8 protein-coding genes are annotated in these 12,198 nt (G+C 41.9%); 5 read left to right on the plus strand and 3 right to left on the minus strand.

Annotated elements, in window-relative coordinates; genetic code table 11:
- Positions 1–1,502: methyl-accepting chemotaxis protein (locus tag AC4GME_RS10420; protein WP_490379356.1), on the minus strand; the 1,502-nt coding region annotated here is incomplete at its 3' end.
- Positions 1,503–2,214: 712 nt separating this feature from the next.
- Complete coding sequence (locus AC4GME_RS10425) at positions 2,215–3,699, minus strand: carboxypeptidase M32 (protein ID WP_490379357.1); 1,485 nt, start codon at positions 3,697–3,699, stop codon at positions 2,215–2,217.
- A 312-nt stretch (positions 3,700–4,011) separates the two neighbouring features.
- Between AC4GME_RS10425 and AC4GME_RS10430 the strand changes: the two genes are divergently transcribed.
- From AC4GME_RS10430 to AC4GME_RS10440, 3 genes are all read left to right on the plus strand, one after another.
- Positions 4,012–4,509 carry a Slp family lipoprotein gene (locus AC4GME_RS10430; protein WP_490379364.1) on the plus strand — a complete coding sequence of 166 codons (498 nt, stop codon included), beginning with the start codon at positions 4,012–4,014 and terminating at the stop codon, positions 4,507–4,509.
- A 2-nt stretch (positions 4,510–4,511) separates the two neighbouring features.
- On the plus strand, positions 4,512–5,018 hold the full coding sequence (locus tag AC4GME_RS10435; protein WP_490379358.1) for a Slp family lipoprotein: 507 nt from the start codon (positions 4,512–4,514) through the stop codon (positions 5,016–5,018).
- A 741-nt stretch (positions 5,019–5,759) separates the two neighbouring features.
- On the plus strand, positions 5,760–5,957 hold the full coding sequence (locus AC4GME_RS10440; RefSeq protein ID WP_490378459.1) for a YwbE family protein: 198 nt from the start codon (positions 5,760–5,762) through the stop codon (positions 5,955–5,957).
- A 51-nt stretch (positions 5,958–6,008) separates the two neighbouring features.
- Here AC4GME_RS10440 and ettA read toward each other — a convergent pair whose 3' ends face one another.
- Positions 6,009–7,673, minus strand: a complete 1,665-nt coding sequence (gene ettA, locus AC4GME_RS10445) for an energy-dependent translational throttle protein EttA (RefSeq protein ID WP_490379359.1) — start codon at positions 7,671–7,673, stop codon at positions 6,009–6,011.
- Positions 7,674–7,949: 276 nt separating this feature from the next.
- On the opposite strand from ettA, the gene glyA reads away from it, so the two are divergent.
- Together glyA and AC4GME_RS10455 are read left to right on the plus strand one after the other, a co-directional pair.
- Positions 7,950–9,215 (plus strand): serine hydroxymethyltransferase, encoded by a 1,266-nt coding sequence (glyA, locus tag AC4GME_RS10450; RefSeq protein WP_490379360.1) that lies wholly within the window; start codon positions 7,950–7,952, stop codon positions 9,213–9,215.
- Between the two features lie 520 nt (positions 9,216–9,735).
- Positions 9,736–11,739 (plus strand): alkyl/aryl-sulfatase, encoded by a 2,004-nt coding sequence (locus AC4GME_RS10455; protein ID WP_490379361.1) that lies wholly within the window; start codon positions 9,736–9,738, stop codon positions 11,737–11,739.
- Positions 11,740–12,198 lie beyond the last annotated feature (459 nt).

The raw sequence follows: 12,198 nt of genomic DNA on the forward strand, positions 1-12,198 counted from the left end.
GACTCCTGCTCTGCTTGTGCAAATTCTTTTTTTTCTTTGTAAGCAATAATTTTACCTACACTCTGGTGTAACAGTTTGTGTTGCTGGTTCATTTCCGATACGCAGCCAGTTGAACATTGCTCTGCAATCCCTGAGTTATCGAACCATTTACCAAATGCACATTTATGATGATCTGATGCCGTGTGTGTATCAAGCTGTATAAGACCATTGAGATAACTTTTTATTTTCACTTTCCATAAGGAGTGACTTGCTTTAGCACGCAGCAGTTGTATTTCTAGATCATTTGAGGTTTTAAACTGGCTGATAAGTATTAACATTTTTTCTATGCCAGTGGAAATCTCCACTGACTCCAGCATGCTTTGTTTGGCATTATCACTGGTATGGGTCGCTTCTTCGGTAATATTGCTGACATTGCGGTTGATATCTTCTGTTACCACTGCTTGTTCTTCTGAGGCTGTGGCAATTTGATTATTCATATCATCAATGGTTTCAACAGAGTGGCTGATTTGCGTTAATCCTTGCTCTGCATCAGATACTAAAGTAACAGTTTTCTGAACTTGGTCGTGGCTGTTATGCATTGTTTCGTTGGCACTGGCAACAGCAGATTGTAAACTGTTGATCATCTCATTTATCTCTTCAGTCGATGTTTGCGTGCGTGAAGCTAGTGTTCTCACTTCATCGGCAACTACGGCAAAACCTCTGCCGGCTTCCCCAGCTCTTGCCGCTTCAATTGCTGCATTAAGTGCTAATAAATTGGTCTGCTCGGCAATATTTTTAATAACATCTAGTACGCTGCCGATACGCTGGCTATCGTTTTTAACGAGCTCTATTGATGAAACTGCGTGATCAATTTCCTGAGCAAGTGATTCAATCGCTTTCACTGCATTAGATGAAGCATCTTTACCTTTGAGTGCTTCTTTAGTGGTATTGGCCGCCGCCTCTGCTGCTTGCGACGTATTTTGGGTGATTTCATTAACGGTTGCAGACATCTCATTAAGTGCCGTTGCTACTTGTTCGGTTTTTTGTTGTTGCGAGTTAACCCCCTCACTGGTTGAATCTGCAAGCATAGTTTGGGTGATAATATTATGGACAAGATTACTGGTTGAAATATTAACCGAGCGAATGGCGTCATCAATTTTATGGGTCACTTGATTGACGGCTTGTGCTAGTTGCGCGATTTCATCTTTGCCAATTTCATTAACTCGAATTGAAAGATCACCATCACTTTCGGCGATATTGTGCAAAGTGGTGATAACTTTTTTAAGGGGGGTCATTACGCGGCACGCTAATAACCAGATAACCACTGCTAATAGCAAAAATGTTACAACAGCTGTTACGCTTTGTATTTGATAAAAACCTGCCATCAAGGTTTCCTGTCCAATTTCTAATAATGCTTTTTCCATATAGTTGGAGATGAAATAAAAATTGATAAACTGTGTCAATAACAGGGTGGGTAATATAACCAGCAACAATTGTTGGCTTAGTTTAAATGAACGTAACATTGGATTATTTCCTTATAAAATTTAATCACCAGAATATTAGTGAACAATCAAAGTATTGTAGCGCTTGATTCGGGTGTTTGTGATCTTTGTACCTATTTATAGGTGTTTTCGTTGCTGATAAGAGGTAAATCCCTTGAGCGAGGCAGTCTATTATCATTTTTTAAGCTAGAAATTGACTGAAATATGAAAAATTGCAGAAATCCGACCTTACCTCGCAATCTGTGCAGTTACCTTCGTAGAATTAACCCTTTCCTCATATGGATTAATATAAATGTAAGCGCTTTCCTTTATATCATTGTCAGAGGTAACTTCAAATGTAATTGATGATAACAATGGTATTTATATGTTGATATGAGAGGAATTGCACAACTGTATTATTTGATTGATGATGTTATATCAAGTGCAGCAATATCATGTGTTGTTAATTAGGTGTTGGTTGGCACTTCTCATAAGGTGATTTTTAAAACATCAAGTTCATTTGAGCTTGATCGCGGTAATCGATGAGGAACCGAAACACAGTTTTGTAGCCCGAAGAAGACGTACTTCTTAACTAATAATAAAAAGCTGAGCGTCAAGAAAAACTGATACTAAAATGCTCGCCACAGATTCAGTATCTCATTAGGTAAAGGCTATAAACCTCTATCAGCAGCAGTAAAGTATCGTTTTTCGCGTTTCTTTGCTGGTTGCTTCCCGGTTGAAGTTTACTTGCAAATCAGCCAAAGTATCTCTGCTGTAAATGTTTCTTAAAGTGGGCCGCATTGAGTGCTTCACCCGTTGCCTGTTTTACTAATTCATTGGTTGTTAATGAACTTGCTTTATTCCAGATATTATTTTCCAGCCAGTTAAAAATAGGGCTTAATGACTGAGTTGAAATACAAGCCGCTACATCCACCTCTTTTTGCATTGATGCCATAAATTGGGCCGCATAGATAGCGCCTAATGTATAACTTGGGAAATATCCGAATGAACCGTCCGTCCAGTGTATATCCTGCATACAGCCATTTTTATAATTGCCTGCTGTGGAAATACCTAAATACTGCTGCATTTTCAGATCCCATAATTCCGGAATATCATGGTAGCTGATTTTACCGTTCATTAAATCACGCTCGATTTCATAACGTAAAATAACATGTGCAGGGTAGGTGACTTCATCGGCATCGACGCGGATAAATTCAGGTTTAACACGGGTGTAAATTTTCTGCAGGTTAGCGGCTGCAAATACTGCCGGATTATTATCAGGAAAATGCTTTAACGCCAGCGGTACCAGTTGATTGATAAATTCCGTACTGCGCCCTAACTGCATTTCAAAAAACAGACTCTGTGATTCATGGATCCCCATCGAACGCGCCTCACCAACGGGTAAACCTTTCAGTGCTTTTGGCAAACCCTGTTCGTAACGTGCATGGCCTGTTTCATGGACAATACCCATTAATGATTGTACAAAATCGCTTTCATCGTAACGGGTGGTGATGCGCACATCCTGACTTACTCCACCGCAAAAGGGGTGTGAACTGATATCTAAACGTCCATGGTTAAAGTCGAAATCAAGCAGCTTCATAATATCTAAACCAAGCTGCTTCTGCTGCTTAGTTGCATACACTTCGTTTGCTTTGAGAAAGCTCTCACTCGCTTGCTTCTGTTGCACTTGTCGGGTTAATTCCGGTAACCAGGTTTTTAAATTGCCGAAAATATTATCAAGCTGCTCGCATGATACGCCCGGTTCATAGAGATCCAGCATCGCATCATAGGGTGTTTTATTGGTGGTCTCTGCTCGAATTTGCGCTTCTTGTTGAGATAAGCTGACCACCTCTTTAAAGTTCTTGGCAAAACCCTGCCAGTCATTATCGCTGCGCTGTGTACGCCAGGCATGCTCACATTTAGATCCAGCCAATGATTGCGCCTGTACTAAATCATCGGGTAACAGGGTCGATTTTTGCCATTGGTTTTTCATTTCACGCAGATTTGCTGATTCAATCTGACTAAGATCTTCAGATGCTGCTTTATCAAACAGTTCATCAAGATGCGGGGCTGTTGCTAACTGATGTATATGTAACGACAGTTCCGCCATTGCATCGGATCGTGATTCATTGCCACCTGCAGGCATCATCACAGCTTGATCCCAGCCACCAATTGCCGATAGATGATTGAAGTTAGATATCTTTTTATAATGCTCGGAAAGTTTTTTGTAGTGGCTCATATTTAATCCTGTGGCGTGAACGTCATATATCGATATATCGTAACAGAAAGGGACCTGCTTATTACACTGAACTGCCGTTCAATTCGATTCTCGCTTAATATACTATACTAAATATTTCAAAAACAGCTGTTCAGGTGAAAAAATTATTGTCTGCACGGCAGCTGATCGTGCCTATACTTTACTGTATAACTTTTGGCGAGTATCTGTAGTGCAAGCCTTAGTCTGTAATTAGTCGCTAGCAGTGGTGCCACTAAGTTAGGCTGGTCATTTGCGAGGTCGAGTATGAATAGAGCATGCAGTGTAATGCTGATAATGATATTCAGCGGCTGCGCTACTCAGGTGCCAGCCCCAATCAGTAAGATTCCGGCATATGATTATACAGTGGACGAGGTACGTGCAGAACCAGAACGGTTTTTGGGTTCAATGGTGCGCTGGGGCGGTGTGATTAGCAGAGTCGAAAATAAAGCTTCGCGGACATGGATTGAGGTAGTAAGCCGGGAGCTGAGGAAGAATGGCCAGCCACTAACCGACAGCAGAAGTAGCGGGCGATTTATTGCTAGTTTTCCAGGTTTTATGGATCCTATTGTCTATAAACCGGGGGCTTTGCTGACCGTTGCTGGTGGCATCGAAGGAGAGACGGTAGGTCTGATCGGTGAGTATGTTTATGCGTTTCCCGTTGTCACGGTTAGTGCTGCTTATTTGTGGCCGGAAAAGGATCAAGCTGTTTATCATGAATACTCCCCGTCACCCTGGGGTCACTATGATCCTTGGCCTTACCATCGCAGGTCATATCCACCGTATAGATGGTAACTATGGAGTTTTTTATTATGAAGAAAAGATGCCGTATCATTTTTATGTTTTTTGCCACAGTGGTTTTGTTTGCATGTGCCACAGCAGCAAAGTTTGATAGCAAGGATATTGATCTCAGCATTACCCCGCAACGGGCTGTGGCTGAAAGCGTAAAATTGCAGGATGTTCGGATGTTATGGGGTGGAGTAATTATTTCCAGTGTTAATTTAAAAGATGCTACCCAGTTTGAAATTCTCGCTTATCCATTAACTTCAGAGCAAAGGCCCGATACTGATAAATCTCCAGTGGGGCGTTTTCTGGCATTACATGATGGCTATCTGGAGATTAGTGATTATGCTCAAGGACGTTTAATTACGGTCAGTGGAAGGCTTCAGGATAAACATAGCGGGCACATTGGTGAAAGCGAGTATATCTATCCTGTGCTTAAAATAAATCAACTTCATCTTTGGAACAAACGATCGCACTCCGATGAGCCGCAGTTTCATTTTGGTCTTGGGGTGATGTTTTAAGCTAATTGATTTTATCAGCTCAAAAATGCTGAGTCTTGCCAGTTTAAACTCGTTCCACACGCTCTGCGTGGGAATATAGATACCTAGCCGAATAGGTTTTTTTCAGGCTTTCGCTTGTTAGCTAATGGTTTAGCTTTATTTGCTGGTGGTTTCGCCCTGACGGCGATCCTACTTTTTCTTAATGCCGAAAAAAGTAGGCAAAAAGCGAAGACAGGATACGCAGAGCTCAATCTGTTCGTGACACTGTGCTGCCGCACAACTCGCCCCCTAGCCATTTTTTATTCTCGCTCTGATCAACCACTTTTTAACGCACCATCTCAGACAGTACATCCTTGTACTGACTGAGATTAGGGAAATCTAGGCCGAGCCTTCTCATAAACCTAAACTGTCGTTTAATTCGCTCCATGATTTTCCTTACTAAAGCGTTTGTTCATCACAAGAAAAATGGAAGGGGAATCCGTAGCCGAATCGGTTGGGGGTTTTAAAAGACAAAAAGCTTTGGCTGTGCCAAGTTTTGCAGTTTAAAAATGCACAGCCTTGCCTGTTTAAACTCGTTCCTCACGCTCTGCGTGGGAATGTAGATGCCTAGCCGCATTGTTTTTTTGTAAGCTTAGCTCAAAACCAAGCAGATAAGCGTTCCCACGCAGGAACGAGGTGCGCGGAGCGTGGGGAACGAGCAACATTGACTATGATCCCAACCATCAGGCAAACTGCAATTAAATCAATAAAGAGGAATAGAGCATGAACGGAACAAAACGCGCCGATATTAAAAAAGGCTTATCTGTAGCAATTGTATTAAAACAAGATCAGCGCAGTGGCACACTAACCGACGGCATAGTTAAAGATATTCTTACCAACTCGTCTAACCATCCCCACGGCATTAAAGTGCGCTTAGAAAGCGGTGAGGTAGGGCGCGTTAAAGAGATTCGTGAAGAATAAAATAAACGTTCCCACGCAGGAGCGTGGGAACGAGGTACAGGCTAATTCAAATTAAGAGATACGTTTGTATTTAATACGGTGCGGTTCAATTGCAGCTGCGCCGTATGTTTTCTTTAACCACTCTTCATATTCTGTAAAGTTACCTTCATGGAAATTCACTTGTCCTTCATCGCGGTAATCGATGATATGAGTTGCGATACGATCCAGGAACCAACGGTCATGAGAGATAACCATGGCACAACCGGCAAAACCAAGCAGCGCATCTTCCAGTGCACGCAGCGTTTCAATATCCAGATCATTGGTTGGCTCATCGAGTAACAGTACATTCCCCCCTGATTTAAGCAGTTTAGCTAAATGTAAACGGCCACGCTCACCACCTGATAAATTTCCAACTGTTTTCTGTTGATCTGTGCCTTTAAAGTTAAAACGTCCTAAATAGGCACGGCTTGGAATTTCAATATTACCTACCTTGATAATATCACTGCCCCCAGAAACTTCCTGGAAAACGCTGAGCTTATCGTCCATATGGTCACGGAACTGATCAACGCTTGCAAGCTGCACGGATGCACCTATGATTATTTCGCCTGAGTCAGGTTTCTCTTGGCCGGAAATTATTTTAAACAGGGTTGATTTACCTGCACCATTGGCACCGATAATACCGACAATGGCACCTTGAGGGATACTGAAGCTAAGATCGTCAATTAATACACGACCATCAAATGATTTTTTAAGGTTGTTAACATCAATAACTTGCTCACCTAGACGCTGACCTGTTGGAATAAACAGCTCATTGGTTTCATTGCGTTTTTGGTAATCCTGGTTATTAAGCTCTTCAAAACGCGATAAACGCGATTTGCTTTTCGATTGACGACCTTTGGCATTTGAACGTACCCATTCCAGCTCAGTCTCGATTTGACGCTGACGCGCTTTCTCTTGCGATGCTTCCTGTTTTAAACGCTCATCTTTTTGTTCAAGCCATGAAGAGTAGTTGCCTTCCCATGGAATACCGTACCCACGGTCAAGCTCTAAAATCCAACCTGCTACATTATCTAAGAAATAACGGTCATGGGTAATGGCCACAACGGTGCCTTCATAATCATGCAGGAAGCGTTCAAGCCAGCCAACTGATTCAGCATCCAAGTGGTTGGTAGGCTCATCAAGCAGCAACATATCCGGTTTTTCAAGTAATAAACGACACAGTGCAACACGGCGGCGTTCACCACCGGAAAGTACATTAATTTTCGCATCCCAAGCTGGAAGACGCAGTGCATCAGCTGCACGCTCTAATTGATTATCAAGATTATGACCATCATGTGCCTGGATAATATCTTCTAATTGCCCCTGACGTTTTGCTAGCGCATCAAAATCAGCATCAGCTTCGGCATAGGCCGCATAAACACTATCAAGCTCTGTTATTGCATTTTTGACTTCACTAACCGCTTCTTCAATAATTTCACGCACATTTTTTTCAAGATCTAAAACGGGCTCTTGCGGTAAGTAACCGATTTTGGTGCCTGTTAATGGACGAGCTTCACCTTCAAACTCTTTATCCACGCCGGCCATAATACGTAACAGAGTTGATTTACCTGAGCCATTTAAGCCCAATACGCCAATTTTTGCACCCGGGAAAAAACTCAGTGAGATATCTTTTAAAATAGTGCGCTTCGGTGGAACGACCTTGCTCACTTGGTTCATGGTATAAATAAACTGTGCCATAAGTGATTGCTCTTATTAATGAAAAAAATAGTGGTGAAGATGATAGGGCAAAGTTTAAGAAAATAAAACAGTTGAGCCAAAGGATGAAAGCTAACATCACAGTTATATGACAGATAGTTGAGAATAATTACTTAGTATTCATTTTAACATGTAGTTTATTCACTTTGCTTTACAGAATTATTCATTTGTTTGCGCTATGCAACAGGAGAAACTTTGCGTAAAATGCGTCACATCAACGGAGCTATTTGAATTAACCATTCCAATCAGGAGATACGCATGTTTAACCGCGATATGAATATTGCAGATTACGATCCAGAATTATGGCAATCAATGACAGATGAAGTTCAACGTCAGGAAGACCATATTGAGCTTATTGCATCAGAAAATTACACTAGCCCTCGTGTAATGGAAGCGCAAGGTAGTCAGTTAACAAATAAATATGCAGAAGGTTACCCAGGCAAACGTTACTACGGCGGTTGTGAGTATGTTGACGTTGCTGAATCACTAGCAATTGAACGTGCTAAGTCTTTATTTGGTGCAGATTACGCAAACGTGCAGCCACATGCTGGTTCTCAAGCAAACAGTGCTGTTTACCAAGCACTTTGTGCGCCTGGTGATACAGTTTTAGGCATGAGCCTTGCTCACGGTGGTCACTTAACACATGGTGCATCTGTTAGTTTCTCTGGTAAAATATACAATGCAATCCAGTATGGTATCAACCCTGAAACAGGTATCTTAGATTACGCTGAAGTTGAGCGTCTAGCGCTTGAGCACAAACCAACCATGATTGTTGCCGGTTTCTCTGCATACTCAGGTATTGTAGATTGGGCTAAATTCCGTGAAATTGCTGACAAAGTAGGTGCTTACCTGTTTGTTGATATGGCACACGTTGCCGGCCTTGTGGCTGCAGGTCTTTACCCTAACCCAGTTCCTTTTGCTGATGTTGTAACAACAACAACGCATAAAACATTAGGTGGTCCTCGTGGCGGTCTGATCCTTGCTAAAGCCAATGAAGCAATTGAGAAGAAATTAAACTCTGCGGTATTCCCTGGCGGCCAAGGTGGCCCGTTAATGCATGTTATCGCTGCTAAAGCGGTTTCTTTTAAAGAGTGTGCTGAGCCTGAGTTTAAAGTTTACCAACAAGCTGTTTTAGATAACGCTAAAGCTATGGTTAAAGTATTCCAGGAACGTGGTTACAAAATCGTTTCTAACGGTACTGAAAACCACCTTTTCCTAGTGGATTTAATCGCGCAGGATATCACGGGTAAAGAAGCTGATGCAGCTCTTGGTAATGCACATATTACTGTTAACAAAAACTCAGTACCAAACGATCCGCGTTCTCCGTTTGTAACATCTGGCCTGCGTATTGGTACACCTGCATTCACGCGTCGTGGTGCAAACGTACAACAAGCAACTGAACTTGCTGGCTGGATTTGTGACATTCTTGATGCAATCAAAGATGAAGAAAAACTAGCTGCAACTATTGAAACGGTTAAAGTGAAAGTAGCTGAATTTTGTAAAGCCTGCCCGGTTTACGGTTAATCTGTAAACGGTTTGCTTAAATAAAAAAGCAGATATTTATAATGCCGTGCACTTATGTGTACGGCATTTTTTTTTGTTTTAAAATAAGTGCGGGAGTAATAGATTGCCAGCATCAGTATGATGTTCGTGAGTAAAAAAGTATCATATTAATAACGCTAATCGGTAAGAAGCTAGCGTAGGGATTTTACCTCTAATCTTCTACCGATTTATCTCGGCGCACAGAAGAAGATCAGGACAGCCAAACCTTTTTGACTGATTCTGAATTCCCCTAATTCTAAAAAAAGGTTTGGCTGTCCTGTCTTTTTTTTGTCCTGTCTTTTTTTTGCCTTTTTTCCATCTAAATTTCCAAATCAGCACTGTTGTAAAAATTGAGTTTAAATCGTTCAAATAATAGACTTGTTGTTGATGGGTTCTATACTTTCATCAGTATTGATGCGGTTGGCACAAACTAATCAGCGTTGCACTTAATGTCTCACAATGGCTTCGCACTAAAACAGGTACATAATAAGGAGAAACAGAAATGAAACGTGAATTGAATATGGCCGTCACAATCTTGTTAAGTATTTCTTTGTTCGGCTCACTGGCATTTGCCAGTGGCGGTGGACCAGTTATAGCAGCCGAACCTTTAGGTGTTGAGAAAGATGCAACAAGCTTTACTCAGAAAATCAACACAGATCTGCTCAAAGTACTACCGTTCAAAGACACTCGTGATTTTAAAAACGCACAAAAGGGTTTTATCGCTCGTGGAGAGGAAGTTATCAAGGATAAAGATGGAAACATCATATTCAGCACCAAGGAATTTGACTTTATGCAGAACTTGAAAAAGAAAGCTCCTGCTACAGTCAACCCAAGCCTTTGGCGTCAGATGCTTCTGGTGAATATTGCAGGGCTTTTCAAAGTTCACGACAACATCTATCAAGTTAGGAATTATGATCTTGCAAACCTGACAATCATCGAAGGGAAAAGTGGCCTGATCATTATGGATCCGCTTGTTTCAGCAGAAGCGGCCAAAGCAGCTCTTGATCTATACTTTGAACACCGTCCTAAAAAACCAGTCAAAGCCGTGATCTATTCACATTCCCATATTGATCATTTCGGTGGGGTGCGCGGGATTGTTGATGAAGCCGATTTAAAGGCTGGCAAAGTTAAGATTTTTGCACCTTACGATTTTATGGAAAATGCCATTGCCGAGAATGTTATGGCGGGTAATGCGATGAGTCGCCGGGCCTCTTACATGTATGGCAACGTACTTCCAAAAGATGTTAAAGGAAATATCGGCGCTGGTCTGGGTACCACAACCTCTGCAGGGACAGTCACACTGGTAAGACCGACAAATGTCATCAAAGAAGATTGGGAAGATCATGTTATAGACGGACTCCATTTTGAATTTCAGTTGACACTGAATACGGAAGCGCCATCTGAAATGCATTACTACATCAAAGAGTATCGTGCATTATGCCCTGCCGAAAACGTCAACCACACCATGCATAACCTCTACACACTACGCGGGGCAAAAGTGCGAGACTCAAAAGTTTGGGCTAAACATATTGATAATATGCTGTTGAAATGGGGGGATAAATCTGACGTACTTTTTGCTCCACACCACTGGCCTAGCTGGGGGACTGAAGATATTAAAAAGCATGTTGCTCAACAACGTGATACTTACAAATTCCTCCACGATCAGGTACTGCGTTTAGCAAATCACGGCTATACCATGGATGAAATTGGCGATATGGTAAAACTGCCTGCCGATCTTGACAATAACTGGTCAAGCCATGGCTACTACGGTAGCATCAGCCATAATGCACGTGCGATCTACAACTTCTATCTGGGCTATTTTGACGGAAACCCAGCTCACCTCCATAAGCTTCCACCAGAGCCTGCGGCTAAAAAATATGTCGAGTTTATGGGAGGCGCAGATAACGTTATTAAACAGGCCCAAAATACTTATGCGAAGGGGGAATATCGTTGGACTGCGGAAGTATTAAGCCATGTGGTTTTTGCCGATCCAGATAACCAGAAAGCAAAAGATCTTCTAGCTGATACTTTAGAACAGTTAGGATATGTTGCTGAATCAGGTCCATGGCGCAACTTTTATCTATCAGGTGCGCGCGAATTGCGGACAGGGGTTAAAGCGATGCCAACACCAAATACAGCAAGCCCGGATCTTGTGCAAAACATGTCTGCAACCATGTTGCTCGATTACATGGCGGTACGCCTGAATCCGGAGAAGGCCGTGGGCAAAAAGATGAAAATTGGATTTAACTTCACAGATACCAACGAGCTTTATACTTTGATCTTACAGAACTCTACACTTAATAACCGTATTGGTCTTGAAGATGACGCTGACACGACGATTGTAACTACCCGTGTAACACTCGATAATATTATGCTGGGTAAATTGACTGTAGCCGAAGGCTTGAAGAATGGTGCAATTAAAGTTGAAGGCACTAAAGGTAAGTTTAAAGAGCTTCAAGGTATGTTGGATGATTTTGAATTTTGGTTCAATATCGTAACTCCATAAATAAATTTACAGCTAATCGGATAGCTGGAGGTATCTAACCTCCAGCTTTCTCATCACATTAAGTTTGATTCCTTACAGTGTGGTTTATTTAGAATAGTGAACTATGCCCCCTTTCCCTCAAAGAGCCTAAACCTTCAGCTTTTAAGTAAGTATTGTTAATGCTTGCTGTAAATCGCCGAAGTAACCCATAATTTCCAGTTGTTGTCGCGGACGTAAATATTTTAACTTTAAAAATCAATTTCTAAGTCGCACGGAGGCGAAAACGAGATAGCTTCTCTCGCACACTTTCATCGAAAGTGAGCCTGAAATAGCGGCAGCTCCAAAACCACAAGTCTTGCACAACGCTCGCTATTGGGAGAAAGCGATCGTAAATGGGGTGATCTCAATATATTAAGAGAGCAAAAGTTCTAAGGCGGTTTATACCCCAGTCCGTCTTAGGGAGCTAACTCACAAACGCCC

The sequence above is a fragment of the Psychromonas sp. genome, assembly GCF_983033635.1.

Excerpts from the sequence above, each read along its gene's own strand:
- AC4GME_RS10425 (WP_490379357.1), bottom strand. The coding sequence starts at position 3,699 with ATGAGCCACTACAAAAAACTTTCCGAGCATTATAAAAAGATATCTAAC.
- AC4GME_RS10430 (WP_490379364.1), top strand. The coding sequence starts at position 4,012 with ATGATATTCAGCGGCTGCGCTACTCAGGTGCCAGCCCCAATCAGTAAG.
- AC4GME_RS10435 (WP_490379358.1), top strand. The coding sequence starts at position 4,512 with ATGGAGTTTTTTATTATGAAGAAAAGATGCCGTATCATTTTTATGTTT.
- AC4GME_RS10440 (WP_490378459.1), top strand. The coding sequence starts at position 5,760 with ATGAACGGAACAAAACGCGCCGATATTAAAAAAGGCTTATCTGTAGCA.
- ettA (WP_490379359.1), bottom strand. The coding sequence starts at position 7,673 with ATGGCACAGTTTATTTATACCATGAACCAAGTGAGCAAGGTCGTTCCA.
- glyA (WP_490379360.1), top strand. The coding sequence starts at position 7,950 with ATGTTTAACCGCGATATGAATATTGCAGATTACGATCCAGAATTATGG.
- AC4GME_RS10455 (WP_490379361.1), top strand. The coding sequence starts at position 9,736 with ATGAAACGTGAATTGAATATGGCCGTCACAATCTTGTTAAGTATTTCT.